General features: G+C 61.3%; 17 protein-coding genes and 4 pseudogenes. 15 read left to right on the top strand and 6 right to left on the bottom strand.

Annotated elements, in window-relative coordinates; all coding sequences use genetic code 11:
• The first annotated feature begins 13 nt into the window (after positions 1-13).
• The 11 genes and pseudogenes from OMP38_RS17670 to OMP38_RS17620 all read left to right on the top strand — a co-directional run bounded on the left by OMP38_RS17670 (position 14) and on the right by OMP38_RS17620 (position 13,482).
• Positions 14-938, top strand: a pseudogene (locus tag OMP38_RS17670) (phosphoribosylaminoimidazolesuccinocarboxamide synthase).
• A gap of 129 nt (positions 939-1,067) precedes the next feature.
• On the top strand, positions 1,068-1,310 hold the full coding sequence (gene purS, locus OMP38_RS17665) for a phosphoribosylformylglycinamidine synthase subunit PurS (protein WP_277531880.1): 243 nt from the start codon (positions 1,068-1,070) through the stop codon (positions 1,308-1,310).
• 6 nt (positions 1,311-1,316) lie between these two features.
• Positions 1,317-2,009 (top strand): phosphoribosylformylglycinamidine synthase subunit PurQ, encoded by a 693-nt coding sequence (gene purQ / locus OMP38_RS17660; protein ID WP_277566293.1) that lies wholly within the window; start codon positions 1,317-1,319, stop codon positions 2,007-2,009.
• Positions 1,987-4,230 (top strand): phosphoribosylformylglycinamidine synthase subunit PurL, encoded by a 2,244-nt coding sequence (gene purL / locus OMP38_RS17655; protein ID WP_277566292.1) that lies wholly within the window; start codon positions 1,987-1,989, stop codon positions 4,228-4,230. The genes purQ and purL overlap by 23 nt, the downstream gene beginning before the upstream one ends.
• Positions 4,215-5,858 carry an amidophosphoribosyltransferase gene (purF, locus tag OMP38_RS17650; protein WP_420869670.1) on the top strand — a complete coding sequence of 548 codons (1,644 nt, stop codon included), beginning with the start codon at positions 4,215-4,217 and terminating at the stop codon, positions 5,856-5,858. Before purL ends, purF begins: the two co-directional genes overlap by 16 nt.
• A 508-nt stretch (positions 5,859-6,366) precedes the next feature.
• A pseudogene (gene purM, locus OMP38_RS17645) lies at positions 6,367-7,398 on the top strand (phosphoribosylformylglycinamidine cyclo-ligase); the annotation flags it as partial.
• Positions 7,399-7,410: 12 nt separating this feature from the next.
• Entirely contained in the window at positions 7,411-8,031 is a 621-nt protein-coding gene (gene purN / locus OMP38_RS17640; RefSeq protein ID WP_277566852.1) for a phosphoribosylglycinamide formyltransferase, read from the top strand.
• 263 nt (positions 8,032-8,294) lie between these two features.
• On the top strand, positions 8,295-9,854 hold the full coding sequence (gene purH / locus OMP38_RS17635) for a bifunctional phosphoribosylaminoimidazolecarboxamide formyltransferase/IMP cyclohydrolase (protein WP_277566291.1): 1,560 nt from the start codon (positions 8,295-8,297) through the stop codon (positions 9,852-9,854).
• A 22-nt stretch (positions 9,855-9,876) separates the two neighbouring features.
• Positions 9,877-11,136, top strand: coding sequence for a phosphoribosylamine--glycine ligase (gene purD, locus OMP38_RS17630; RefSeq protein WP_277566290.1), 1,260 nt, complete (start codon positions 9,877-9,879; stop codon positions 11,134-11,136).
• Between the two features lie 336 nt (positions 11,137-11,472).
• The gene (locus OMP38_RS17625; RefSeq protein WP_277566289.1) at positions 11,473-12,294 is read left to right on the top strand and encodes an alpha/beta hydrolase family protein; all 822 of its coding nucleotides are present in this window, start codon (positions 11,473-11,475) and stop codon (positions 12,292-12,294) included.
• Between the two features lie 169 nt (positions 12,295-12,463).
• Positions 12,464-13,482 (top strand): annotated as a pseudogene (locus tag OMP38_RS17620) (S66 family peptidase).
• Between the two features lie 178 nt (positions 13,483-13,660).
• On the opposite strand, the gene OMP38_RS17615 reads toward OMP38_RS17620, so the two are convergent.
• From OMP38_RS17615 to OMP38_RS17605, 3 genes and pseudogenes are all read right to left on the bottom strand, one after another.
• A complete protein-coding gene (locus OMP38_RS17615) occupies positions 13,661-15,052 on the bottom strand; it encodes a glycoside hydrolase family 15 protein (protein ID WP_277566288.1) in 1,392 nt (463 codons plus the stop codon).
• Positions 14,943-15,626, bottom strand: coding sequence for a hypothetical protein (locus OMP38_RS17610; protein ID WP_277566287.1), 684 nt, complete (start codon positions 15,624-15,626; stop codon positions 14,943-14,945). The genes OMP38_RS17615 and OMP38_RS17610 overlap by 110 nt, the downstream gene beginning before the upstream one ends.
• A gap of 5 nt (positions 15,627-15,631) precedes the next feature.
• Positions 15,632-16,661 (bottom strand): annotated as a pseudogene (locus tag OMP38_RS17605) (LacI family DNA-binding transcriptional regulator).
• A 560-nt stretch (positions 16,662-17,221) separates the two neighbouring features.
• Here OMP38_RS17605 and OMP38_RS17600 point away from each other — a divergent pair.
• From OMP38_RS17600 to OMP38_RS17585, 4 genes are all read left to right on the top strand, one after another.
• Entirely contained in the window at positions 17,222-18,535 is a 1,314-nt protein-coding gene (locus OMP38_RS17600) for a sugar ABC transporter substrate-binding protein (protein WP_277566286.1), read from the top strand.
• A gap of 180 nt (positions 18,536-18,715) precedes the next feature.
• Complete coding sequence (locus OMP38_RS17595) at positions 18,716-19,918, top strand: carbohydrate ABC transporter permease (protein WP_338130536.1); 1,203 nt, start codon at positions 18,716-18,718, stop codon at positions 19,916-19,918.
• Positions 19,915-20,748 carry a sugar ABC transporter permease gene (locus OMP38_RS17590; RefSeq protein WP_277566285.1) on the top strand — a complete coding sequence of 278 codons (834 nt, stop codon included), beginning with the start codon at positions 19,915-19,917 and terminating at the stop codon, positions 20,746-20,748. Before OMP38_RS17595 ends, OMP38_RS17590 begins: the two co-directional genes overlap by 4 nt.
• A gap of 8 nt (positions 20,749-20,756) precedes the next feature.
• The gene (locus OMP38_RS17585) at positions 20,757-22,505 is read left to right on the top strand and encodes an alpha-amylase family glycosyl hydrolase (protein WP_277566284.1); all 1,749 of its coding nucleotides are present in this window, start codon (positions 20,757-20,759) and stop codon (positions 22,503-22,505) included.
• A 248-nt stretch (positions 22,506-22,753) separates the two neighbouring features.
• On the opposite strand, the gene OMP38_RS17580 is transcribed toward OMP38_RS17585, so the two are convergent.
• The 3 genes from OMP38_RS17580 to OMP38_RS17570 form a co-directional block, all read right to left on the bottom strand.
• Entirely contained in the window at positions 22,754-23,377 is a 624-nt protein-coding gene (locus tag OMP38_RS17580; RefSeq protein ID WP_277566283.1) for a hypothetical protein, read from the bottom strand.
• A gap of 300 nt (positions 23,378-23,677) precedes the next feature.
• Positions 23,678-25,426 carry a glycoside hydrolase family 13 protein gene (locus OMP38_RS17575; RefSeq protein WP_277566282.1) on the bottom strand — a complete coding sequence of 583 codons (1,749 nt, stop codon included), beginning with the start codon at positions 25,424-25,426 and terminating at the stop codon, positions 23,678-23,680.
• Between the two features lie 167 nt (positions 25,427-25,593).
• On the bottom strand, positions 25,594-26,553 hold the full coding sequence (locus tag OMP38_RS17570; protein WP_277566281.1) for a hypothetical protein: 960 nt from the start codon (positions 26,551-26,553) through the stop codon (positions 25,594-25,596).
• Between the last annotated feature and the right edge of the window lie 13 nt (positions 26,554-26,566).

Genomic DNA, 26,566 nt, shown 5'->3' with positions numbered 1-26,566 from the left:
GCAGGAGGCTGACATGTCTACAGAAGCGTTATCTACCGCGGAAGGGCTCGTCAAGGCGCCGCTCATCCATAAGGGCAAGGTCAGGGAGCTGTACGACCTCGGCGAGCATCTGCTCATCGTCGTCACCGACCGGATCTCGGCGTTCGACTACGTGCTCGACCCCGCCGTTCCCGAGAAGGGCAAAGTACTGAACGGCCTTAGCGCCTTCTGGTTCGACAAGACGAAGGATCTCGTTCCCAACCACGTCGTCCATACGGACGTCCGCAAGCTGGGCGACCTCGTCTCCGAGCCGGACAAGCTGGCCGGGCGGATCATGGTCACGAAAAAGGCGAAGCGGATCGACATCGAATGCGTCGTGCGCGGCTACATCACGGGCGGCGGCTGGCGGCAGTACCAGAAGAACGGCGAGGTCAACGGCATTCCGCTCCCCGCCGGCCTGCGCAAGAACGCCAAGCTGGAGGAGCCGATCTTTACCCCCCGCCGGCAAAAACGACGTCGGCCACGACGAGGACATCTCGTTCGAGGAGATGGAGCGCCGCATCGGTTCGGAGCTGGCCGCGGGCCTTCGCAAGCGCAGCCTCCTGCTGTACGATTACGCGCTCGCGGTGTGCGAGCACAAGAGCATCATCCTGGCGGACTGCAAGTTCGAGTTCGGTCTGCTGGGCGACGAGATCATCCTGATCGACGAGCTGTTCACGCCGGATTCCTCGCGCTTCTGGGCCGAGGAGAAGTACGAGCTCGACATCGAGATCGACAGCATGGACAAGGAACCGGTCCGCACGTACCTGCTCAGCACGGATTGGGACCGCGACAGCACGCCGCCGCGTCTGCCGGACGATGTGGTGGATGCGACTACGGCGCGCTACCAGGAGATCTACCGCCGGCTGACCGAGCCGACGAGCTACGGCTTCACCGCTTTCCAGCCGATCAAGTACTAGCGGCCTGCGAGCCATCGTCGCCTTCCGTCCGCCGTCCCGTTCAACGCTCGCCGTTCCTCTGCCGCCGACGCTCTACTTTCGACCATACAGCCCCTAACCCATGTCCCTATCCAGGAGGAGACCCGTCCCATGAAAGCAACGGTATACGTGACGATCAAGGAAAATGTGCTCGACCCGCAAGGCAACGCCGTCCAAGGTTCGCTGCAGACGCTCGGCTTCGACGAAGTCGCGAAGGTCCGCATCGGCAAGTATCTGGAGCTCACGCTCGACACGACCGACCGCGCCGTTGCCGAAGAGCGCGTGAAGGCCATGTGCGAAAAGCTGCTCGCCAACACCGTCATCGAAGACTACCGATTCGAACTGGAGGGCTGAGACCTCATGAAATTCGCGGTCATCGTATTCCCGGGCTCCAACTGCGACCTGGACATGTACAACGCGGTCGTCGACGTCCTGGGCGAGGACGTCGATTACGTCTGGCACACCGCTACCGATCTGTCCGCCTATGACGGCATTCTCGTGCCGGGCGGCTTCTCCTACGGCGACTATCTGCGCTGCGGCGCGATCGCCCAGCTCGCCCCGGTCATGAACGAAGTGCGCAAGGCCGCGGCCGAAGGCAAGTTCGTGCTCGGCGTGTGCAACGGATTCCAGGTGCTCACCGAGGGGGGTCTCCTGCCCGGCGCGCTCATCCGCAACGACAGCCTCAAGTTCCGCTGCCACCCGGTCGGCCTGCGCGTCGAGAACGCGAACACGGCATTTACCCGCGATTACGAAAAGGGCGAGGTCGTCACGATTCCGATCGCCCACGGCGAAGGTAACTATTACTGCGACGAAGAGACGCTGGCGAGCCTCAAGGCGAACGGCCAGATCGTCTTCACCTACGACGGCGTCAACCCGAACGGTTCGGTCGGCAACATCGCCGGCATCTCGAACGAAGCGGGCAACGTCGTCGGCATGATGCCCCACCCGGAGCGCGCGGTCAGCGAGCTGCTCGGCTCGGCGGACGGCGCGAAGATGTTTACGTCAGTACTGAACGCTTGGAGGGAACGTAATGGCGCAGCAAGCACCCGCTAAAGAACCGACGGTCCAGCAGATCGCCGAGCAGAAAATCTACAAGCAATTCGGCGTCTCCGATTCCGAATTCGAACTCATCTGCGGCTTCCTCGGACGCCAGCCGAACTACACCGAGATCGGCGTATTCAGCGTCATGTGGTCCGAGCACTGCGCGTACAAGAACTCCAAGCCGCTGCTCCGCCGCTTCCCGACGACCGGCCCGCGCGTCCTGATGGGACCGGGCGAAGGCGCCGGCATCGTCGATATCGGCGACAAGCAAGCCGTCGTCTTCAAGATCGAGTCGCACAACCACCCGTCCGCGGTGGAGCCGTACCAAGGCGCCGCAACCGGCGTCGGCGGCATCATCCGCGACATCTTCTCAATGGGCTCCCGCCCGATCGCGTTGCTGAACTCGCTGCGCTTCGGCAAGCTCGAGAGCGACCGCGTCAAGTACCTGTTCGAGCACGTCGTCAGCGGCATCGCCGGCTACGGCAACTGCATCGGCATCCCGACCGTCGCGGGCGAGGTCATGTTCGACGAAGCCTATGAAGGCAACCCGCTCGTCAACGCGATGTGCGTCGGCCTCATCGACCACGACAAGATCCAGCGCGGCGTCGCCAAGGGCGTCGGCAACCCGGTATTTTACGTCGGCCCGGCTACCGGCCGCGACGGCATCCACGGCGCGACGTTCGCGTCCGAGGATCTGACCGCCGAGTCCGAAGCCAAGCGCTCGGCCGTCCAGGTCGGAGATCCGTTCATGGAGAAGCTCGTCATGGAAGCGACGCTCGAGCTGATCGACTCCGGCATCGTGCTCGGCATCCAGGACATGGGCGCCGCGGGCCTCACCTGCTCGAGCGCCGAGATGGCGTCAAAGGCGGGCAACGGCATGGAGCTGTACCTCGACGAGGTGCCGCAGCGCGAAGAAGGCATGACCGCCTACGAGATGATGCTGTCCGAGTCGCAGGAGCGCATGCTCTTCGTCACCGAGCCGCAGCACGAGGCGCAAGCCAAGGCGATTTTCGAGCGTTGGGGACTGCACTGCGCCAAGGTCGGCAAGGTGACGGACGACGGCCGTCTGCGCCTGTTCCACAAGGGCGAAGAGGTCGCGGACATGCCGGTCAAGGCGCTCGTCGACGACTGCCCGGTTTACAACAAGCCTTCCAAAGTGCCGGATTATTATCTGAAAAACGGCTCCATCGATACGAACCGCTACGAGCAAATGCTCGACCTGACGGATTCGCTCAAAAAGGTGCTCGGCTCTCCTTCGCTCGCGAGCAAGGAATGGGTTTACAGCCAGTACGATTACCAGGTCCGCACGTCAACGGCAGTCGTGCCGGGCTCGGATGCCGCAGTCGTCGCGATCCGAGGCACGCGCAAGGCGCTTGCGATGACGACAGACTGCAACGGTCGCTACGTGTACCTCGACCCTGAGGTCGGCGGACGCATCGCCGTCGCCGAAGCGGCGCGCAACATCGTCTGCTCGGGCGGCGAGCCGCTCGCGATCACGGACAACCTCAACTTCGGTTCGCCGGAGAAGCCGGAAGTGTTCTGGCAGATGGAAAAATCGGTGGACGGCATGGCCGAAGCCTGCCGCTTCCTCGAGACGCCGGTCATCGGCGGCAACGTGTCGCTGTACAACGAGAACGCGAAGGGCGCGATCTACCCGACGCCGGTCGTCGGCATGGTCGGCCTGATCACGGACATCGACCATATCACGACGCAAGAGTTCAAGGCCGAAGGCGACGTCATCTACCTGCTCGGCGAGACGAAGGCGGAGATCGGCGGCAGCGAGTTCCAATACGCGGTGCACGGCCTGACCGAGGGCCGCCCGCCGGTCATCGACCTGGCCGTGGAAAAAGCGCTCCACGGCGCCGTGCTCGGCGCGATCCGCCAAGGACTCGTCGCCTCGGCGCATGACCTGTCCGAAGGCGGACTGGCTGCGGCTGTAGCGGAGTCCACGTTCGGCCGAGGCCTTGGCGCGAAGGTGGACTTCACGACGAACCTGCGTCCGGATCTGGCGCTGTTCAGCGAATCGCAGTCGCGCATTCTGCTGTCGGCGAAGCCGGAATCCGCTGCGGCGCTCGAAGCTTGGCTGTCGGAACAAGGCGTGCCGGCGCAGAAGCTCGGCGTCGTCGGCGGCGAAGAGCTCGTCATTGCGGTCAATGGACATACGGCAATTCAGGCATCCGTGAACGAATTCCGCAAAGAATGGAAGGAAGCGATCCCATGCCGGATGAAATAATCGCCGGAGCGGGCCGCGTGCTGCCTGTCGCCGAGGGTGCGAGAGCCCCTGGCGACATGGGCATGTATCCGCACGGTCAGACCGCGAGCATCCAGCCTTACGACATGAGCGTCCGTACCGGCGAACTGCCGTCTTCGCAGACGGAGGGCCTGCCGGCCGCCGAGGCGCGTTTCTGGACCGGGGATTATTATAATCAGGGCAACGATCAGGCGTCAGGCATGATGGACAAGCTGAAGGAAGAATGCGGCGTGTTCGGCGTGTTCGGGCATAAAGACGCCGCGGAACTGTCCTACTACGGCCTGCATGCGCTCCAGCACCGCGGCGAGGAGAGCTGCGGCATCTGCACGTCGGATCTCGGCGGCGACTTCCACTATCACCGCGGCATGGGCCTCGTGAAGGAAGTGTTCGATCGCGACCGGCTGGATTCGCTCGTCGGCGCCAACGCGATCGGCCACGTCCGTTACTCGACGGCCGGCGCGAGCCGGCTGGCCAACGCGCAGCCGCTCGTCTTCAAGTACCGCGGCGGCGACCTGGCCGTCTGCACGAACGGCAACCTCGTCAACGAGCCCATCATCCGCCGAGAGCTGGAGGAGTCGGGCTCGATCTTCCAGACGACGAGCGACACCGAAGTCATCGCGCACATGATCGCCCGCTCGCCCAAGGACCTGGTCGAGGCGGTCAAGGACGCGTTCGCGCGGCTGATCGGGGGCTTCGCGTTCCTGATCATGACCAAGGACGTCCTGATCGCGGCCTGCGATCCGAACGGCCTGCGTCCGATGGTCATGGGCCGGCTCGGCGACGCCTACATCTTCGCTTCCGAGTCTTGCTCATTCGAGGTCATCGGCGCCGAGTATGTTCGCGACGTCCTGCCGGGCGAGATTATCGTGCTGGACCGCAGCGGCATCCGCGAGGAACGCTACGCGGTGCTGCAGCGGCGCTCGGTATGCGCGATGGAGTACATTTACTTCGCGCGTCCGGACAGCGACATCGGCACGATCAACCTGCACAGCGCCCGCAAGCGCATGGGCCAGCAGCTCGCGCTGGAGTCGTTCGTCGACGCCGACATCGTGACGGGCGTGCCGGACTCGAGCATCTCGGCCGCGATCGGCTACGCGGAGCAGACAGGCATTCCGTACGAGCTCGGACTTATCAAGAACAAATATACCGGACGTACCTTCATCCAGCCCTCCCAGGAGCTGCGCGAGAAGGGCGTCAAGATGAAGCTGTCCGCCGTCCGCAAGGTCGTGCAGGGCAAGCGCGTCGTCATGATCGACGATTCGATCGTGCGGGGCACGACCTCGCTGCGCATCGTCAACCTGCTTCGCGAAGCCGGCGCCCTCGAGGTGCACGTGCGCATCACGTCGCCGCCTTTCGCCAATCCTTGCTATTACGGCATCGATACGCCGGATCGCCGCGATCTCATCGCGTCGAGCAAAACGGTCGAGGAGATCCGCAAGGCGATCAACGCGGATTCGCTGTATTTCCTCAGCAAACCGGGCCTGCTCGAGGCGGTCGGCGGGGCGGAGGGCGAGTACGACCGGGGCCTGTGCCTCGGTTGTTTCACCAACGACTACCCGACGCCGGTGGAGTTCGAGGACGCCAAGGCGACGAGCTGCAGCTGCGACTGAGGCATGGCGGGGGGAGAAACTGGGGGGCGCGTGCATTGAAGGCGCGGAATTGCGGCATTAGAGGCCGCTAAATGCCCGCGCCGAGGTGCCGTGGGGCGAATAGCGGAACTTATTTCCGCTATGTGCCTGCGCAAAGGATGCGCTGGAGTGAATAGCGGAACTTATTTCCGCTAAGTGCCCGCGCCGAGGTGGCTGTGGGGCGAATAGCGGAACATATTTCCGCTAAGTGCCCGCGCCGAGGTGGCTGTGGGGCGAATAGCGGAACATATTTCCGCTAAGTGCCCGCGCCGAGGTGGCCATGGAGTGAATAGCGGAAATTTCCGCTATGTGCCTGCGCCGAGGTGGCTGTGGGGCGAATAGCGGAACATATTTCCGCTATGTGCCCGCGCCGAGGTGGCCATGGAGTGAATAGCGGAACTTATTTCCGCTATGTGCCTGCGCCCAAGTGGATATGATGCAATTACGGACTGTTTGGTTTTACAATTCTACCCAAGGGGGCTTAACCCAAGTGTCCGAAGCTTACAAACAGGCCGGCGTAGATATTGCCGCCGGCAACGAAGCGGTCGAACGAATGAAGAAGCACGTGAAGCGCACGATGCGTCCGGAGGTGCTGACGGGACTCGGCGGGTTCGGCGGGCTGTTCGGCCTGAACAAGGACAAGTACGAGGAGCCGGTGCTCGTCTCCGGCACGGACGGCGTCGGCACGAAGCTGAAGCTGGCGTTCGAGATGGACAAGCACGATACGATCGGCATCGACGCGGTAGCGATGTGCGTGAACGACGTGGTCGTGACAGGGGCGGAGCCGCTGTTTTTCCTTGACTACCTGGCATGCGGCAAGCTGGTACCCGAGAAGATCGAAGCGATCGTCAAAGGCGTCGCGGACGGCTGCGAGCAGGCCGGCTGCGCGCTGATCGGCGGCGAGACGGCGGAGATGCCGGGCATGTACCAAGACGGCGAATACGATATCGCAGGCTTCACCGTCGGCATCGTGGACAAGCCGAAGGCGATCGACGGCAGCGGCATCGCGGCCGGCGACGCGGTGATCGGCCTTGGCTCGAGCGGCGTTCACTCCAACGGCTTCTCGCTGGTTCGCCGGCTGCTGCTGGATACCAAGGGCTACAAGTTCTCTGACAAGCTGCCCGAGCTCGAAGGCAAGACGCTGGGCGAAGCGCTCATCGAGCCGACGCGCATTTACGTGAAGTCGGTATTGAAGCTGATCGAGAGCGTGCAGGTGAAGGGCATGGCGCATATTACCGGCGGCGGGTTCATCGAAAACATCCCGCGCGTGCTGCCGGAGGGCGTCAACGTCGACATCGACCTAGGCGCATGGCCGGTGCACCCGGTTTTCGGGCTCATGCAGCGCGACGGCGCGATCAGCGACCGCGACATGTACACGACGTTTAACATGGGCATCGGCATGGTCGTGGTCGTGCCCGCAGACCAAGCGGAGCAGGCCGTCGCACTGGCTGGCGAGCTCGGCGAGAAGGCATACGTCATCGGCCGCGTCACCGAAGGCTCGCGCGTCGTGACATTCGGGGGGCGCCGAATTCGAATGAGCCGCGACAAGCTCCGCATCGCCGTATTCGCATCCGGCAGCGGGAGCAACTTCCAGGCGCTGGCCGAAGCGGCGAGGGATGGCGATCTCGGTCCCGCCGAGATCGCGCTGCTCGTGTGCGACAAGCCGGAGGCCAAGGTCGTATCCCGTGCCAGCGAGCTTGGCATCGAGACGTTCGTCTTCCGGCCGAAGGAATACGCGTCCCGAGAGGCGTATGAGACCGTAATCGCGGCCGAGCTGGCCGCGCGCGGGATCGGTTTGACCGTGCTGGCCGGCTATATGCGGATCTTGACGGACGTGCTGGTCGGCGCTTACGCGGGTCGCATGATCAACGTGCATCCGTCGCTGCTGCCCGCTTTTCCCGGCATTCGTGCGATCGAGCAGGCGCTCGACTACGGCGTAAAAGTTACCGGCGTGACCGTACACTTCGTGGACGGAGGCCTCGACAGCGGCCCGATCATCGCGCAGCGGGTCATCGAGCTCGAGACCGGTGATACGGCGGAAACGCTCGCAGCCCGCATCCACGCGGTCGAGCACGAGCTCCTCCCGCGCACCGTGCGCCTTATTGCAGAAGGTCGCGTCTCGCTGGCGGGCCGTATCGTTACTGTGGATGGGTAGTACGGGTTACTGAAGTAAACGTTATGTTGTATCCTTATTTGCCGGTAACGGCGCCGCCACCTCAGAATAACGATGCACCGTATCGCTATTCCATCAGGAAACTAGCATGCAGCCGTCTTCAAGTTTCACCCCAATTATCGCGCGATCGCCCCGGGGTGGGCTTATCCCGTTCGCTCAGGTACCGCGCAGCCGTCGTCCTGTGTGAAGGGGATAACCCCACCCCGTCAGCATTAATCAACCCTATTAGGAGTGGATGAACAGTCATGGCAATCAAAAGAGCGCTGGTCAGCGTATCCGACAAGACGGGCATCACCGAATTTTGCCGCGCGCTCGCCGCGCAAGGCGTGCAGATCATCTCGACGGGCGGCACGCATGCGCTGCTCGAGCGCGAAGGCGTGCCGGTCATCGGCATCTCCGACGTGACGGGCTTCCCGGAAATTCTCGACGGCCGCGTCAAGACGCTGCATCCCGCCGTGCACAGCGGCCTGCTCGCGATCCGCGACAGCGCCGAGCATGTCGAAGCGATGGAGAAGCTGGGTCTTGACTACATCGACCTCGTCGTCGTGAACCTGTATCCGTTCAAGGAGACGGTCTCCAAGCCCGACGTGAGCTACGAGGACGCCATCGAGAACATCGACATCGGCGGTCCGACGATGCTGCGCTCCGCGGCGAAAAACCATGCGTTCGTCTCCGTCGTCGTCGACGCAGGCGACTACGCCGAAGTTCTCTCGCAAATCCAAGCCGGCGGCGACACGACGCTCGAGACGCGCAAGCGCCTTGCGGCCAAAGTGTTCCGTCACACCGCGGCATACGATGCGCTCATCTCGGAGTATTTCGCCGAGCAGCTCGGCGATCCGCTTCCCGAGAGCCTGACGTTCACCTACGAAAAAGTGCAGGAGCTGCGCTACGGCGAAAATCCGCATCAACAAGCCGCTTTCTACCGTAAGCCGCTCGCCAAGAAAGGCCCGAGCATCACGACGGCGAAGCAGCTGCACGGCAAGGAGCTGTCCTACAACAATATTAACGACGCTAACGCGGCGCTCGCTATCGTTTCCGAGTTCGACGAGCCGGCCGTCGTGGCCATCAAGCATATGAACCCGTGCGGCGTCGGCATCGGCGCGGACATCGACGAAGCGTACGTCAAAGCGTACGAGTCCGACCCGACGTCGATCTTCGGCGGCATCGTCGCGGCGAACCGCACGATCGAAGCGCAGACGGCGGACCGCCTCGCGCAAATTTTCCTCGAGATCATCATCGCGCCGGATTTCACGCCTGAAGCGCTGGAGATTTTGAGCCGCAAAAAGAATATTCGCCTGCTCGCCACCGGCACCGACAGCCAGGTGCAGAGCGCGGCCGAGCGCAAGCCGGAATGGCTCGTGACGAGCGTCGACGGCGGCATGCTCGTACAACAGAGCGACGTCCATTCGCTGGACGAGGCCGACATCCAGGTCGTCACGGAGCGCGCGCCGACGGCCGAAGAGCTGAAGCAGCTTCTTTTCGCATGGAAGGTCGTCAAGCACGTGAAGTCGAACGCGATTCTGCTCGCGGCGGACAGCATGACGGTCGGCGTAGGCGCAGGCCAGATGAACCGCGTCGGCGCGGCCCGCATCGCCATCGAGCAAGCCGGCGAAAAAGCGCGCGGAGCCGTGCTCGCCTCGGATGCGTTTTTCCCGATGGGAGACACGGTAGAGCTGGCTGCGCAGGCAGGCATCACGGCGATCATCCAGCCGGGCGGTTCGGTGAAGGACGCGGAATCCGTAGCCGCGGCGAACGCTGCCGGCATCGCGATGGTCGTCACGGGCGTTCGTCACTTTAAGCATTGATCGGCGAGGGGAGAACGAGTACATGCGCATTTTAGTCATTGGCCGCGGCGGCCGGGAGCATACGATCGTCTGGGCGCTCCGCAAAAACCCGAAGGCCGAGCACATCTTCTGCGCGCCCGGCAACGCGGGGATCGCGCAGCTCGCCGAGCTGGTGCCGATCGGAGAGCTGGAGTTCGACAAGCTCGTGCAGTTCGCCAAGGACAAGGCGATCGACCTCGTCGTCGTCGGACCGGACGATCCGCTGGCGGCGGGCATCGTCGATGCGTTCGAAGCGGCGTCGATTCCGGTATACGGTCCGAACAAGGCCGCTGCGGAGATCGAAGGCAGCAAGATTTTCATGAAGGATCTGCTTCACAAATACAACATTCCGACCGCGAAGTACGAGACGTTCACGGATTACGCGAAGGCGCGCGATTATCTGGCTGCTCAGCCGGTGCCGATCGTCATCAAGGCGGACGGACTGGCTGCGGGCAAAGGCGTCACCGTATGCTTCACCCGCGAGGAAGCGGAGCAGGCGCTCAAGGACACGATGGTCGACAAGTCGTTCGGCGCGGCCGGCGACAAGGTCGTTATCGAGGAATTCATGACCGGGCAAGAGATGTCGATCCTGGCATTCGTGGACGGCGAGACCGTCCGGGCGATGCCTGCGGCGCAGGACCATAAGCCGGCGTACGACGGCGACAAAGGCCCGAATACGGGCGGCATGGGCACCTACTCTCCGCTGCCCCACATCCCGCAGTCGATCATCGACGAGGCGATCGAGAACATCGTGAAGCCCACCGCGCGCGCGATGGTCTCCGAAGGCCGCCCGTTCCGCGGCGTACTGTTCGGCGGCCTCATGCTGACGCCGGAAGGACCCAAAACGGTCGAGTTCAACGCTCGCTTCGGCGATCCGGAGACGCAGGTCGTGCTGCCTCGCCTGAAGAGCGATCTGCTGGAGATCATCCTGGCTTCGCTCGAAGGACGTCTTGGAGACGTCGAGATCGAATGGAGCGACGAGGCTGCCGTATGCGTCGTGCTCGCGTCCGGCGGTTACCCGGGTTCCTACCCGAAGGGGCTGCCGATCGACGGGCTCGATGCGACCGCCGAGGGACTCGTTTTCCATGCCGGCACGGCGGAGATAGACGGCCGGATCGTGACGGCAGGCGGCCGGGTGCTTGGCATCGTAGGCCTTGGCGCCGGTATCGCCGAAGCGCGCGAAGCGGCTTACCGGACTGCGTCCGGCATTACGTTCGAAGGCAAGCAGAACCGCACGGACATCGCCGCGAAGGCATTGGTTTAATCGTTTTAAATATAAGGAGCCGCTTCCGCGCTTTCACAGCGCCGGAGCGGCTCTTTCCTTTACTGCTTGTAAAACAGGGCTTTGCGGTTCGCGAAAACGAACACGACGGCGATGACCGATCCGACGATCAGCATCGACGTAAGTACATGCGCGGACACCCATGCGGTGAAAGCTTCCATTCGGCGACCTCCTCGTTGGTTTTGCGAATCGAGATGGTTAGTATTCCCCGGTTCCGCCTTAATTTCTCTCCGGCCGTGTTGACAGGAGGGACGACTGGCGTTATATTTAATGCATAGTAAATTAATCGGAATTAATGGAAAAAGGGAGGACGTTCTTATGGAGCGCTCTTTAACGATACGATACGGCGATTTGTCGCTGGCCGCTACGATTCATTATCCTTCTCAGGAAGGGAAGACCGCGTGCAACAAGCTGCCCCTCGTCATCATCAATCACGGCTTCGTGGGCAACCGTATCGGCGTGGACCGGCTCTTCGTACTTGCGGCACGCGAGTTCGCCGGCCGAGGCAACTTGGTCATCCGTTTCGACTTCGCGGGATGCGGCGAGAGCGAGGGCGCTTACGGGGACCACGGGCTCGATTCGATGATCGAGCAGACGCGGGCAGTGCTCGACTATGCGCTGGGCCTTGATATCGTCGACCCGACGCGCGTGACGCTGCTTGGCCATAGCCTGGGCGGATCGGTCGCGCTGCTGACTGGCGTGCGCGATCGGCGCGTCAAGTCGCTGGCGCTCTGGTCGCCGGTCGCTTATCCGTTCAACGACATTCTCCGCATCGTGGGACGCAAGGCGTACGACGAAGCCGTTACCAAAGGCCATGCGGATTACCTCGGCTATTCGATCAAGCCGGCGTTCTTCGATGCATTGATGAAGCATCAGCCGTTCCAGGAGACGCAGAAGTTTCCTGGCGACGTGCTCCTCGTGCACGGGACGGGGGACGAGACGATTCCGGTGGACTACACGTTCCTGCTAGAGAAGACGTTTTGGCTTCGCGGCGAAGGCCGCTGCGAGAAGTCGATCATCTTCCAGGCCGATCATACGTATTCGAAGGGCGAGCATAAAGAACAGCTGTTCAAGGCGACGGGGGACTGGCTCGGCGGCTATGAGCAGCGGCAGAGGGATTGGCAGCATTGGAGCATTTGATCCATACGAAAGAGCAGCGGTCCCAGGCCGCAGCTTTTTTTTTGCGCGGCGCGTCTGCGAACTGATTCGCTGGATGGACGGCTGCCGCCGCTGCGGATAAACTGGCATTAGACGATCAATCGATGCGGGTGCGTCAGGTGAGGGACGCATCCGACAAGGAGCGAGAGCGATGATAGTTTATCCTGAATTGCCTCGGCCGGCTGCGATCGGGGTCACGGCGCCGTCTTCGGGCGTTTCCGGGGGAACGGCATGGGTTCGTGCGCCAGGCGGTCGCGCGGTTTGAGCAGCAAGGCTATCGGGTCGACGTAGGCGAGACGACATGGACGCAGCGCAAGGCCAAGTCGGCGCCGGCGCGGGTGCGTGCCGCAGAGCTGAACGCTTTTTTAAAAGACGATCGTACCGATCTCGTTATCCCGCCCTGGGGCGGCGAGCTGTTGGTCGAAGTGATCGAGCATCTGGAATTCGACAAGATTGCGCCGAAATGGATCATGGGCTATTCGGATATCAGCGTGCTGCTGCTCGCGGTGACGCTCCGGACTGGATTGGCGACGGCGCATGGCACGAACTTCGTTGATCTGCGCGGCGAATGGACCGATCCGACGACCGCGGCTTGGGAGCAGGTGCTGCGGACGGGCGAAGGAGAATCGACCTCGCAAACGTCGTCGACGTTTCATCAGGTGTCATGGCGCGAGGCGGCTGCCGCGCACGGCGTTTATCATTTGACGGAGCCGACCGTCTGGAAAGTCGTGCGCGGGGGAGCGGATGATGGCGAGCGGCCGGTTGCTGGGCGGCTGCATCGACGTCATTCGTCATCTGATCGGTACGCCTTATGGCGACGTGCGGGCGTTCCGCGAGCGGCATATCCCGGGCGAACCGATTCTTTGGTACCTGGAAAATTGCGAGCTGTCGACGGTGGATATGCGGCGTTCGCTCGTTCAAATGAAGCTGGCGGGATGGTTCGAAAACGGCTCGGGCATTTTGTTCGGCCGCAGCGGCGCGCATATTCCGAGAGAAGGCTACACGGAGCTAGACTTGTTCGAAGAGATCGCAGACGAGATCGGCGTGCCGGTCGTGTACGACATCGACTGCGGACACAAGCCGCCGCAGCTGACGCTCGTCAACGGCGCGTACGCGGAGGTCGTGATAGAAGCAGGGCGGGGAACGGTCGTGCAGACATTCAAGCCGTAAGAAAATGTCGTGAAATCACGTTCTAGGCTAACCAAGGCAGCTGTAAGCGAGAAAAGCGCGGCTGCAGCGGGACATGCAAATCTAAGCAGGGGAGCAAACGCACCCTGCAAAGCACGAAGAACCTCGGCAAAGCAAAAAAGAACCGCTTCGTAGCGGTTCTTTTTTGCGCGCCCTTCTCTCATCGATTCCCCGACCAATATCCGGCTTCCGCAAGCATGGACACGGTCAGCACGAACATCGCATGCGACCAGGTGAGCGGCACGATCCAGGCGGGCGCGCCGGTATCGCGGTCGGCCTGCTCGGGCAGGAGGCCGGTCTCGGTGCGATGGTCGAGCGCCCACTGGAGGAGCTCGCGGGCTTTGGCGAACTGGCCGTTCTGCACGCGGTATTGCGCCAGCCAGAGCGTCGTCAGAATCCACGGGTTGCCGCCGATATAACCGTCGTCCTCGTAGCGCTTGATGCCGCCGACGCCCGGCACGGTCAGCTTGCGCTCGATCGCGTCGGCCGTGCGGCGCATGTAGTCGTGGTCCGCCGGCAGAACGGCGAAGGGCACGGACACGCCTAGCAGGCTGATGTCGACGATCGGATCCACGTCAAGCGTGAACCGCTCGTAGCCCTTGGCGTCGCGGGATGCGGCGCCGGAAACGCCGAGTGCGGCCGCGCTGGCGAACCTGCCCGCGTCGACGGACAGGTGGAGGCCGCGGTAGAAGCTGCCTTCCGCTTCGTTCCAGCAGCGCGACGCGATGGCGGAGGCGATGCCGGCCGCGATCTTCTCCCAGTGCGCCGCGGATACTTCGTGGCCCATCAGCCGGCCGAAGGCGGCAGCGGCTCTAAGTCCGCCGCACACGGCGGAGGCAGAGTAAGTATGCTCGCCTTTGCGCTCCTCCCAGAGATCCATGCTCGGCAGCGGCAAACCCGTCTTCTCGTCGATAAAGGAAGCGAGGAAGACGGCGCCGCGCGAGATCGCCGGCCACATCCGCTCCGCGAAGCCGCGGTCCCCGGTCTGCTCGTACAGCTGCCACATGCCCCACAAAATCGAGGCGCCCTCGTCGATTTGCAGCCCCCACGATGGCGCAAGGCTGCCGTCGTGATAGTGCCGCTGCTGCCAGGAGCCGTCCGGCTCTTGGGCGGTAAGCGTCCAGTCGTAAAACTTTTCCGATACGCCGGTCAATCCGGCTTTATTGAGCGCCGTCGTGATAAAGGCGGCGTCCCGCCCCCAGCAATACGCGTACCCGCCGCAGCGCGAGAAGGTCTCGTCGGGCTCGGGCGCGGCCAGCAAGCTGCCGGTCTCCTTGTCTGCCATCAGGCGGAACGTTAGCAGCGATCGCTCGTACGCTTCGGCGATCTCGGCGTCCGCACCCGCAGGACAAGGCCCTGCGGCCTTCAGGTAGGCGTGCCAATAGGCCTCGGTCTCCGCGCGCCAGTCTTCCGCGCGTTTCGCCTTGGCGACGGCCATGACCTCAAGCGCTTCGGACTGCGTCGCGCCGGCGGCGATATAGACCGGCATCGAGACCGTCTCGCCGGGCGCGACGTCCGCGAAATGCCAGACGAGCGACCCGTCCGGCTGCATGTCGATGTCGTTGCCGGCCAGCCAAGCGTGATTCGCGCCCTCTCGCGCATGTCCGCATTGATATCCAGCGCAAACGTTTGCGCTGGAAATCGCAAAAAAAGGTGCGCTGCCGATAATGAATCAAGCTGTCCGACCCGGCGTGGAACATCGTCGTATTGTACAGCGCGCTCTCGGTAATCTGAAAAGAGGAATACCAGACGAACGAAAACGATACGGCCGCATCCGACCGGTTCGTAATCGCGTAGTCCCGTACGACAATATCGGCATCGGGCACGGCGAAGTCGCGTTGGGCGACCTCCAGCGGGTAACGGTCCGAGCGCGCGTCGATCTGTACGATATTCGTGCGCGGCACGTAGGCGATCTCATGCGTCCAGCCAGCGTCCGCTTCGTCGAACCAGACGGTGCCGTCGCCGAAGCCGTCCATTTTGAGGCCCGTCCGGATGACGTCCACGTGTTGCGGAAAATCGATATGCGGCCACCACAGCCGATAAATACGTCCGGTGCGGCCGATCGAAGCGAGGGTGCGGCCGTTGCCGATGACCGCATCCACGAGATAGGGCTTGTTGTCGTTCATGGTAGTCAGCTCCTTTTAAACGTCGGGTTCATCGAGGATTCCCGCACGATAAGGCGATGCGGGATAATGACGGGATTTTGATGGATCGGCTCGCCGCCGATGACGCGCAGCAGCGACTGAACCGCCGTATAGCCGAGCAAATACGTCCCGATATCTACGGAGGACAGCGGAGGCGAGGCCATCTCGGACAGCGCGATATTGTTGAAGCTGACGAGACTGATATCGTCCGGCACGCGGTAGCCGAGCTCCGACAATCCGCGAAGCACGCCGAAGGCGACATTATCGTCGATGACGACGATCGACGTGGGCCGTTCGGGCAGGCTCATGAACTGGGACATGGCGCGGAAGCCGCTCTCTTGCAAAAATTCGCCTTCGACGATCCATTCGGGGCGCGTCTCCAGGCCGTGCTCGCCAAGCGCTTGCCGGTAGCCGAGCAGCCGATCGTGCGACAACGTGAGGTCGGGCGGACCGCTCACGAAGCCGATTCGTTGGTGTCCTTGGGCGATCAGGTGTTGGGTGGCATCGTATGCCGTTTGCACGTTGTTATTGTCTACCATGGCCGCGTCGGGGTATGCCTCGCTTCTCCCGATGAGCACGAAAGGAAACCGCTCCTGGCTCAAAAAAGCGATCAGCGGGTCGTCCCGCTTGGAGGCGAGGAGCAGCACGCCGTCGACTCTGCGTCCGCGGACGAGACGTGAAATCGTATTCACTTCATCGGACGAAGAAGTGGCAGTCGTCATGAGCAGGTCGTAGTTCATGCGCGTCGCCTGGGTGACGATGCCGCGCAGCAGTTCGCCGAAAAAATAGTTTTGAAAAAGCTCCTCTGCCGGCCTGGGCAGCATGATGCCGAGCGTTTGCGTCGTTTTGGATACGAGACTCTTGGCCATCACGTTAGGGTGATATCCTTGCTCTTCCATGATCGCTTTTACTTTGCGGGACGTCTCCGGGCTGATCCGCGGATGGTTGGACACCACTCTGGATACAGTAGAGGGGGGATACGCCAGCGAGTCTCGCGATGTCTTTGATGGTGACCATATCGGGTACCTCCGCGAGGGGCGCAGACATTTATGCAAACGTTTGAACTTATGATGCGCCTAAGATTAAACAACTATAACCATCCTATCTCAGCCGATTATCAAAGTAAATAGAAAATTCAAGGACAGGGAGTAAGCATCAAAAACGAAGGAAATCGTGCGAATCAGAGCGTTTCTGAAAGTAAAGACGCGATTGAGTAGGAAAAAGGCTTAAAAATGAGTTGTGCAAACGTTTTTACATGTTGTATGGAATGCGGTATAGTGAGTGACGTAGATCAAGCGCTTTCAAGGGTTTAACCGCAAGATTGATGGAATTTAGTCGGGGTATGCCGCTGTAAATCCGTCGGTTTACGCTTTAAAATTGCGTTTCATACAAACGTTTGCACACACATATTTCCAAATGTTCATGCGCAAACTAGTGCGAAACGCAAGCGGCAAACGAATGTCGAACCGCGTAAATCGACGCAATGTCCAGAACGAATTAATGCCGTTCGGGCCGCATGTCTTCATCGCAAGTTTCTATCTATGAAAGGGGTCATTTGCAAATGGAAATCAAAAAAGGTGTCCGCGCTTCTCGTATCGACGGCTCTCGTAGCCGGATTGACGGCTTGCGGAGGCAGCAACAATAACAACAACGCCGCGTCTTCGGCGCCGGCTAGCGAGTCGGCTTCGCCGTCCGCATCGGCATCCGCGTCCGCGCCGGCATCCGAAGAAGAAACGTATGCGCCGGAAGAAGGCGCGAAGCTGACCGTGTGGTACAGCGCCAGCGAAAAGGGCATCGTCGACGAAGCCGCCAAAGTGTTCAAGGAGAAGTACAATATCGACGTCAAAGTCGAAGACGTAGGTCCGGACAAGTCGATTGAAAAGATGATCACGGACGGCCCGGCTGGCGTAGGCGCCGACGTATTCTCCGCGGTGCACGACCGTCTGGGTTCGGCCGTGCAGGCCGGCGTCATCCTGCCGAACGACCTGCATGAGGAAGAGACGAAGGCGAACAACTCCGACAAGTCGGTCGACGCCTTCACGATGGACGGCGTGCTGTACGGCTATCCGATGTCCGTCGAGACGACGGCGGTCTTCTACAACAAGGACCTGGTGCCTAACGGCGAAATGCCGAAGACTTGGGACGACGTCATCAAGTTCGCGAAGACCTATAACGACCCCAAGGCTAACAAATACGCTTATATGTGGGAGCTCGGAAACGGCTACTGGAGCTGGGGCTTCTTCGGCGGATACGGCGCGTACGTATTCGGCAAGGACGGCACCGACGAGAGCGACATCGGCATCAACAAGCCGGAAGGCGTAGAAGCCGCGAAGTTTTTCCAGAGCCTGAAGGACATCCTGCCGATCAAGGCGGCGGACGTGAAGGCCGACATCAAGACGAGCCTCTTTGGCGAAGGCAAGCTGGCCATGAACGTCAGCGGTCCGTGGCAGACCGAAGAGTTCAAGAAGAGCGTCAAGAACCTCGGCGTCGCCGAATATCCGACGCTGCCGAACGGAAAGCCGATGATGCCGTTCTCGGGCGTCAAGGGCTTCCTCGTCAACGCGAACACGAAGTACCCGATCGCATCGAAGATGTTCGCCGAGCTGATCTCCTCCGAGGAATTCCAAGCGAAAAACTTCGAAATGTTCGGCAGCCTGCCTGCGAACAAAAACGTAGCCGCTAGCGAGAAGGTCACGAGCGATCCGTTCGCGAGCGTCTTCCTGAAGCAGTTCGACAACTCCACGCCGATGCCGAAGGTCGCGGGCATGAACGCCTTCTGGTCGACACACGAAGCCGCGCTGTCCTCCCTGTGGAACGACAAAGCGGACGCGCAAAAGACGATGGACGACTGGGCAAAGAAAATCAAGGACGCAATCGCGACCGCCCAATAAGCCGCTTAAACCTCTAGAAAACAACATCACAACCATTCACCCGCCGCAGCCCGGCGGGTGTAATGGCTTTAAGGAAGGAGAGGGCCTGATTGAAGCGACAAGCGATGTCGGCGGCCTGGCTGTCGGTTTTATTTGCGGGACTCGGCCAGTTCTACAACAAGCAGCACAAAAAAAGCGGCGATGCTGCTTCTTACGCACGCAGCCGGCATTTATATCGTAGCGGCGCAGCTGTTTCCCTATCTGGAAGGGCTCATGACCCTTGGCGACAAGGGACGCCATTTCGAGAAAAAAGGCAAGATCAGCGTCATGGTCGAAGGCGACCATTCGATTTTCATGATGATTCACGGCGTCCTCGCGGCGCTCGTCGTCCTGGTATTCCTGCTTATTTACATTTTGAATATTCGCGACGCTTATCGGGTCGGACTGCGCATCCAGCAGGGCAAAGAGATTCACGGCCTGAAGAACGACGTATTCCCGTGGCTGCTGCTCGCGCTGCCGTTTCTCGGCGTGCTGTTCTTCACGGTCATGCCGATCATCTTCACCTCGTTGATCGCGTTCACCAACTATGCGTCGCCCAACCATATACCGCCCAAAAATCTCGTCGATTGGGTCGGCTTCGCCACGTTCCATAAGCTGTTCAACCTGAACGTCTGGAGCAACACCTTCTTCGGAGTATTGACCTGGACGATCATCTGGGCGATCCTCGCCACCGTGACCTGCTACTTCGGCGGCATTCTCGTCGCGCTGCTAGTCAACCAGAAGGGCATCAAGTTCAAAGGCTTCTGGCGCATGCTGTTCATTATTCCCTATGCCATTCCTCAGTTCGTTTCCTTGCTCATTATGAAAAACATGCTGAACGAAAAATTCGGTCCGATCAACGCCTATTTCCGGGCATTCGGACTCGAAGGACTGCCATGGCTGAACGACCCGTTTTGGGCTAAGTTTTCCGTCGTCGTCGTCAACATGTGGATCGGCATCCCGGTCTCGATGGTGCTCGTCATGGGTATCCTGACCAATATCTCCAAGGACCTGTACGAGGCGGCGGACGTGGACGGGGCTTCGGCCTGGATGAAGTTCCGCAACATCACGATGCCGTATATCCTGTTCGCGACGGCGCCGCTTCTGATCACGCAGTTCACCGGCAACATCAACAACTTCAACGTCATCTTCCTGCTGACCGGCGGCAATCCCGCGACGATGGATTACAACAACGCCGGCAGAACGGACTTGCTCGTCACGTGGCTGTATAAGCTGACCCTGGACTTCAACCAATACAACATCGCGGCGGCCGTATCCATCTTGATCTTCCTGTTCATCGCCACGATGGCTATTCTGGTATACACCCGTACTAAATCGTTCAAGGAGGAGGACATGATTCAATGAAACGTTCGAAACTGGCACTCAGCTACGTGCTGCTCATTCTGATCGGATGCGCGGCGCTGTACCCGGCGCTCTGGACGCTGCTGTCCTCCTTCCGGGTGGGCAATTCGCTGTTCAGCGACACGTTTATCCCGCGGCACTGGACGCTGGATCACTACCGCGACCTGTTCCGCGACCGCGCGGACCGAAGCATCCCGTACGCCACCTGGTATTGGAACACGCTGAAGGTCGCGACGATCAGCATGGTGCTCGGCACGCTGATCCAGCTGCTGACCGCTTACGCTTTTTCCCGATTCCGGTTTAAAGGACGCAAGACGATGCTGACGGTCGTGCTGATCCTGGGCATGTTCCCGGGCTTCCTCGCGATCACGGCGCTATTCGTCATTTTCAATATGCTAAACCTGCTGGATACGCAGTGGGCGCTTATCATCGTCTACTCGGCGGGCGCCGCGCTCGGCATGTTCGTGGCTAAAGGCTTTTTCGACACGATTCCGCGCAGCCTCGAGGAGGCGGCGGTCATTGACGGCGCGAGCCATATGAAAATTTTCACCAGCATCATTCTGCCGCTGTCCCGGCCGATCGTGACGTATATCTCGCTCACGACGTTCGCGGGCGCCTGGGTCGACTTCATCTTCGCGCGCATGATTTTGCGGACGCCGGAGAAGTGGACGCTGGCTGTGGGACTGTGGAATATCATCGACGCTTACAATAGTACGGAATTCACGCTGTTCGCCGCGGGCTGCGTGCTCGTCGCGATCCCGATCACGATCCTGTTCATGTACACGCAGCGCTTCCTGGTGGACGGCTTGACGGCCGGCGCGAGCAAGGGCTGATCCGCTCGATGAAAAGACGGCGGGATCTGGCGGGGGCGGTAGCCGGCGGGATGCAGGGGGAGACGGGAGCGAATGCAGGAACGAGCGCAGGGGAGAGAAGCGCGGCGGCGCGAAAGCTTCGGCGCATTGTCGCGGTCGCGGCGACCTTCGCGGCGCTCGCTTCGTTGCTCGCTTCCTGCTCGTCGGGCAAAGCGAAGGACGCGAAGGGATCTTCGGGCGTCTACTACGAAATCTTCGTGCGCTCCTTCGCCGACTCGAACGGCGACGGGATCGGCGATCTGAAAGGGATCGAGCAGAAGCTCGATTATCTGGAGGCGCTCGGCGTCGACGGGCTCTGGCTCACGCCGATCCAGCCTTCGCCGAGCTATCACGGCTATGACGTGACGGATTACTACGGCATCAACCCGCAGTTCGGCACGATGGACGATTACAAGTCGCTGCTGGCCGCGGCGCACAAGCACGGCATGAAGGTGCTCATGGACCTGGTCGTCAACCATACGAGCGCGGAGCATCCCTGGTTCGCGGCGTCCGCTTCGGGCAAGGATGACGCGCATCGCAACTGGTATACCTGGGCCGAGGATCGCGGATTGTCGACGTCGGCGATGAGCGCGACGGGCGGCGAGGCCTGGCATGCCGCCAAGGGCGGGGACCATTACCTCGGCACGTTTTGGAGCGGCATGCCCGACCTGAACTTCGACGAGCCCGCGGTTCGCGCCGAGATGATCAAGATCGGGAACTTCTGGCTTGATCATGGCGTCGACGGCTTCCGGCTCGATGCGGCGAAGCACGTATACGAGGACTTCAAGTCGCAGGCGAACAGCCCGGCGATAGCGAAGAAAAACCAGGCGTGGTGGCAGGAATTCCGGCGCGGCCTGGCCGGGAAGCATCCGGACGTCTACCTTGTAGGCGAGGTGTGGTCGAGCGCCGGCGCGATCGTGCCGTATGTGAAGGACGCGCTGGACTCGACGTTTGACTTCGACTTGAGCGACTGGATCCGGGACGCGGCGGTCAAAGGGACTGCGTCCGACATGCCGAGCCGGCTCGAACGGACGAGCGAGATTTTCGCGCGGGAATCTGGCGGCAAGTACGTCGACGCGACGTTCCTCGACAACCATGACCGCGACCGCTTCATGAGCCTGGCCGGCGGCGATGTCGCCAAGGGCAAGCTGGCGGCGGCGATACTGCTCACGATGCCGGGCCGCCCCTTCGTTTACTACGGCGAGGAGCTCGGCATGCAAGGCGCCGGCGCCGACGAACGCAAGCGCGAGCCGATGCGCTGGACGAAGTCGGGAGCGGATCCGAATTCGACGAAGGCTGGACAAGGGCAGTCGAAGGCTGGCGAAGGCGAGATGGGCCGGGCGCCTTCGGGGGCGGCCGCTGGACAGACGCGCTGGGAGTCGTCGGTCGCCAATACGGATCCGGCCGTAAGCGTGGAGGCGCAGGACGGCGATGCCGGCTCCATGCTGAGCCGGTATCGCGAACTGATCGCGCTTCGGGCGCGGTCGGCAGCGCTGCGCGACGGGGCGATCGTGCCGATAGAGGCAGAGCCTCCCGCGGGCACGGTCGCCTATGTCAGGGCGACGGCAGAGGAGCGCGTCTACGTCGGTCACAACCTGACTGCAGAACCGAAGACGCTTGCGCTCGACGCGGAGACTGCGAAAACGTACCGCAAGCTATGGTACGCAAGCGAATCGGGTGCGAGCTTGAAGGACGGCACGATTACGCTGCCCGCGTACGGTACGGTTATATTGAAGTAACGTGTCGCGGGCTAGGAGGAGCGAGACCGCCTACGCGAAGAGAGACGACGCATCCGGCGGTGCCCCGCCAGCGGCGGCGACCGCCTAATCGGAAGCGATGCGTTTCACGATGTCGCTCAAGCGGCGAATGTTTCGCAGGCTGAGGCATCGCTCCGACATGTCATGCAAACAAAGAGCTTGCCCGATCGTCACGTGAACCCGCGTGACATTCGGGCAAGCTCTTTTTGCCGTGGAAGAATCGTGCGGGTTTAGGCGCCGTCGACCTTGAACGTAATCGTCGCGTCGAGCTTGTAATCGGTTTTCTCGCCGCCCTTGGGCTGCACGTAAAAGTCCGCGAACCCGTTCACGACGTAAGTCCCTGTAGGGAAGTCCAGCTTGCCGATTCGCTGTATGAATTCAATATACGGCTTCGGATCCTGGCTGCCGTATCCGCCGCTGCCGACATACGCTTCCCGGAGCGGCTTGCCTGGAGCCAGCTCCGTAGGTACGAGCGGTTGGTTTATCATGTAGGCGATCCCGTAATTCCGGGACGTCTCCTCCATCGGGAAATAGAACGGAGAGGCCGAATGGAAGATCGTTACCGAGGACTCGGTTCCGGTATATTCGAGCTCTGCGTACAAGTTCACGCGTTCACCCTCTGCGTACACAGGCTTCTCGCTCACGAGTCGGTACACGAAGTCTCCTTGCCGGCTTTCCGCCGACGCCGCGGCGCTGACGCCTGTCGGCGCGTCAGGCTGAGACGGGCTTGGCGAAGGCAACGGCGTTGTCGAGGACTGCATCTGGCTGTTAATCGGACCGTACGAGCCCGCCGGATCAGTCGGTTCACAGCCTGTGAGCCACGTGAGGCCGGATAGAAGCGTAAGCGTATGCACTTTATATCGCATCCTGGTCATCCCCTCTCTTCTAACTAACGATCGATCCCAGCCGGAAGTTGCTGAAAGAAGGGATGGATGGGGAATTATGCCAGCATGCGCTTGCAGATTCCAATGCAAAGAAGGTGTCCCCAAAGTCATATCTTTTGACTTCGGGGACACCTTCTTTTTTGGCTTCGCGTAGGACGGCTCAAGTGTTGACGTACGTCTACACATCCCGCCAGGCGGCGGCGCGAACGGCCCAAATGTTGACTTACGTCAACACATCCCGCCCGGCGGCAGCGCGAACGGCCCTGACGGTTATACTTGCCGCCACACCGCGTAGCCGAAGGCGGGCAGCACGGTCCGCAGGCTACCGTCCACGACGAGCGCCGGCTCGCCGCTGTATGCGTCCTGCCAGGAGCGGCTGTCCGCAGAGGCCGATACTTCCGCGGGCAGTACGCCTGCGTTCATCGCGACGATGAACCGGCTGCCGTCAGTGCCGCGGCGCTCGTACACGAGCGTGCCGCTGCCGCGCTCGGCCTGAAGGAACGCGATATCGGCGTCGCGGAAGGCGCCGTACGTCCTGCGAAGCGCGATTGTCTCGCTGTAAAAGCGCAGCAGGCCTGCGTTTTGCCCAGCCTCGTCCCACACCATGCAGCCGCGGCAACCCGGATCGCCGCCGCCGGCCATGCCGACTTCGTCGCCGTAATAGATACAGGGAACGCCCGGATAAGTGAGCTGGAACAGCGCGGCGAGCTTCATGCGCTTCTCGCTGCCGCCGCATAGCGTAAGCAGGCGAGCCGTGTCGTGGCTGTCGAGCAGGTTGAAGGCGGCTTCCGTGACGGTCTGCGGATAAGCCGCGAGCTGCCCGCCGATCGCGTTGGCGAAGCCGGCAGCGTCGATGCTGTCCTTGGCGAAGAAATCGAGCACGGCGTTCGTAAACGGATAGTTCATCACCGCGTCGAATTGGTCGCCCTGCAGCCACATCATCGAATCGTGCCAGATCTCGCCGAGGATATAGGCTTCCGGATTGGCTGCCTTTACCGTCTGCCTGAACTCGCGCCAGAAGGCGTGATCCACTTCGTTCGCCACGTCCAGCCGCCAGCCGTCGATGCCGATCTCCTCGACCCAATACCGGGCGACGTCGAGCAAATATTTTTTAACGTCCGCATGCTCGGTATTCAGCTTGGGCATGATCGGCTCGAAGGCAAACGTCTCGTACGTCGGAATGCCGTCCTCGATGCGAAGCGGAAACTCCCGTACGTGGAACCAGCCCGCGTATTCGGATTCCGCTCCCTTTTCCAACACGTCGACGAACGGCGGGAAGGTCTTGCCCGCATGGTTGAATACGGCGTCGAGCACGACTCGGATGCCGCGGCCGTGGCATTCCTCGACGAGCGCCTTCAGATCCTCGTTCGTGCCGAAGTGCGGATCGACCTTCATATAATCCGTCGTATCGTACTTGTGGTTCGTCGTCGCTTCGAACACCGGCGTGAAGTAGATTGCGTTGACGCCGAGCCGCTCCAGATGATCGAGATGGTCGCGCACGCCCTTCAGGTCGCCGCCGAAAAAATTGCGCGGCGTCGGTTCGCCGCCCCAAGGCTGCACGTCCTCCGGATCGAGCGATGGATCGCCGTTCGCGAACCGCTCGGGAAAGATCTGATAGAAGACGGCATCCTTCACCCAGGACGGCGGCGCGAACACGTCGACCGGATTGATATAAGGGAAGTCGAAAAATTCGTCCGGGTTCGGGGCAAGCCGGTCGGCGAAGCCTTTTTCAGTCAAATACACCGTATCGTCTTCGGCGGTCAGCTTGAACGCATAACGCAGCCGGCGATAAGGAGGGACGACCGCGGTCTCCCAATAGTCGAACAGCTCGTCGCTTGCGAAGAGGCGCATCGGCACGGACGCCGCGGTCCGCTCCCAGGCATACTTGTCTCCGACGATCGCATCGGCGCGCACAAGGTCGCCCCGCTTCGCGCGCACGCGCAAATGCAGGGTCTGGCGGTCAGCCGCGTAGGCGAAGTTCTGCTTCGGGCGGTGATAGACGGCTTCTCTTAAAAACATGGTACAGGCTCCTTTGCGAGGGATATGGACAAGCATCCGTGAACGTAAAAAAGGCACAACCCCGAAATGCTTGTCGAGGTTGTACCTGTCGGTAACATTGCCTTTGAGTTGTGCTGCGTTTTATTATAAACGAATTGGCGCCTCATGCCAACCGGTGCAAAGCCGGATTATCGGCTGCCGTAAGTCTCCACGATTTCCTGTCGCCGATCGTTCAGCGCCGCGATCCGGCCTTCCAATTGTTTCTTTTCCCCCTGAAGCTTGCCGATCAGCCGCCCGATGTCGCGGTTGCGGGCGCGAACGGATTCAAGAGAACTGTCGATGCGTCCTTGGACCGCCCAATCCGCGAGCAGCCCGTCAAAGAAATAGTCCGAAAATTTGAGCAATCCGCTCACTTGCGGGACGGAGGTGTCGTGCGACTCGTTTAAATCCGCTAGCTCCTTGCCGAATCGGCGCAGCGCATCCTCCGCATGGTGAATGTGAACGGATGCTTCGTCGATATGCCCGTGCTTCACGGCCGTGGCGATCAGGCCGCCGCCGAGCATGTCGTACGTTCCCCAGCCTTTGGCCGAAGTCAGCTTCTCCTCCGCCTGCCCGAGCGCGCCTTCTACCTCCAGCCCGGCGCGAATCGCTTCGTCGAACTCGATCTTCATCGACTGCAGCTGACCGATTTCCGCCGAGATTGCTTCAAGTTCCTGCCACGTCGCTCCGTCGTACTGCCGGATCCACTGTTCCTTCTTGGCAAGCAGGTCGCGGCATTGACGCTCGGCATGCTCGACTTCGACCAGTTTGCCGATGACGTCCGCTTGCTCGCGCTCCAACGCGGTTACCGCAGCCGCGGCGGCATCGCGCTTCAGCTTGACTTCGGCCGCTTCGCGTTCTTCCTTGGACAGCTTTTCGTCGAGCTTGCCGAACAGCTGCAGCACGAATTGCGAAAAGCTGGCCGCGCGTAAACGCTCGACGTCGTGCTGCTCGCTCGCGAGCCGCTCGGACCAATACGACTCTTCCCTCCGCTGATGCTCTATTTCTTGGACAAGCTCGGTTCGCCGCTTGATCCATTTGGCCCGCAGCGCCAAGTCTCTTTTCGCCTGCTCCAACTGCTCGTTCCAGGCCAGCAAGGATTCGTTCATGCAGGTCACCTCG

This window comes from Cohnella ginsengisoli, from assembly GCF_029525555.1.
Taxonomy (GTDB): Bacteria; Bacillota; Bacilli; order Paenibacillales; family Paenibacillaceae; genus Cohnella; species Cohnella ginsengisoli.
The sequence above is the reverse complement of the archived record's forward strand: the minus strand, read 5'-3'. Positions and strand labels throughout refer to the sequence as shown.

What these genes read in the sequence shown, in the direction of transcription:
- purS (WP_277531880.1), top strand. Translation starts at nt 1,068, where the DNA reads ATGAAAGCAACGGTATACGTGACGATCAAGGAAAATGTGCTCGACCCG.
- purQ (WP_277566293.1), top strand. Translation starts at nt 1,317, where the DNA reads ATGAAATTCGCGGTCATCGTATTCCCGGGCTCCAACTGCGACCTGGAC.
- purL (WP_277566292.1), top strand. Translation starts at nt 1,987, where the DNA reads ATGGCGCAGCAAGCACCCGCTAAAGAACCGACGGTCCAGCAGATCGCC.
- purF (WP_420869670.1), top strand. Translation starts at nt 4,215, where the DNA reads ATGCCGGATGAAATAATCGCCGGAGCGGGCCGCGTGCTGCCTGTCGCC.
- purN (WP_277566852.1), top strand. Translation starts at nt 7,411, where the DNA reads ATGAGCCGCGACAAGCTCCGCATCGCCGTATTCGCATCCGGCAGCGGG.
- purH (WP_277566291.1), top strand. Translation starts at nt 8,295, where the DNA reads ATGGCAATCAAAAGAGCGCTGGTCAGCGTATCCGACAAGACGGGCATC.
- purD (WP_277566290.1), top strand. Translation starts at nt 9,877, where the DNA reads ATGCGCATTTTAGTCATTGGCCGCGGCGGCCGGGAGCATACGATCGTC.
- OMP38_RS17625 (WP_277566289.1), top strand. Translation starts at nt 11,473, where the DNA reads ATGGAGCGCTCTTTAACGATACGATACGGCGATTTGTCGCTGGCCGCT.
- OMP38_RS17615 (WP_277566288.1), bottom strand. Translation starts at nt 15,052, where the DNA reads ATGCAGCCGGACGGGTCGCTCGTCTGGCATTTCGCGGACGTCGCGCCC.
- OMP38_RS17610 (WP_277566287.1), bottom strand. Translation starts at nt 15,626, where the DNA reads ATGAACGACAACAAGCCCTATCTCGTGGATGCGGTCATCGGCAACGGC.
- OMP38_RS17595 (WP_338130536.1), top strand. Translation starts at nt 18,716, where the DNA reads ATGCTGCTTCTTACGCACGCAGCCGGCATTTATATCGTAGCGGCGCAG.
- OMP38_RS17590 (WP_277566285.1), top strand. Translation starts at nt 19,915, where the DNA reads ATGAAACGTTCGAAACTGGCACTCAGCTACGTGCTGCTCATTCTGATC.
- OMP38_RS17585 (WP_277566284.1), top strand. Translation starts at nt 20,757, where the DNA reads ATGAAAAGACGGCGGGATCTGGCGGGGGCGGTAGCCGGCGGGATGCAG.
- OMP38_RS17575 (WP_277566282.1), bottom strand. Translation starts at nt 25,426, where the DNA reads ATGTTTTTAAGAGAAGCCGTCTATCACCGCCCGAAGCAGAACTTCGCC.
- OMP38_RS17570 (WP_277566281.1), bottom strand. Translation starts at nt 26,553, where the DNA reads ATGAACGAATCCTTGCTGGCCTGGAACGAGCAGTTGGAGCAGGCGAAA.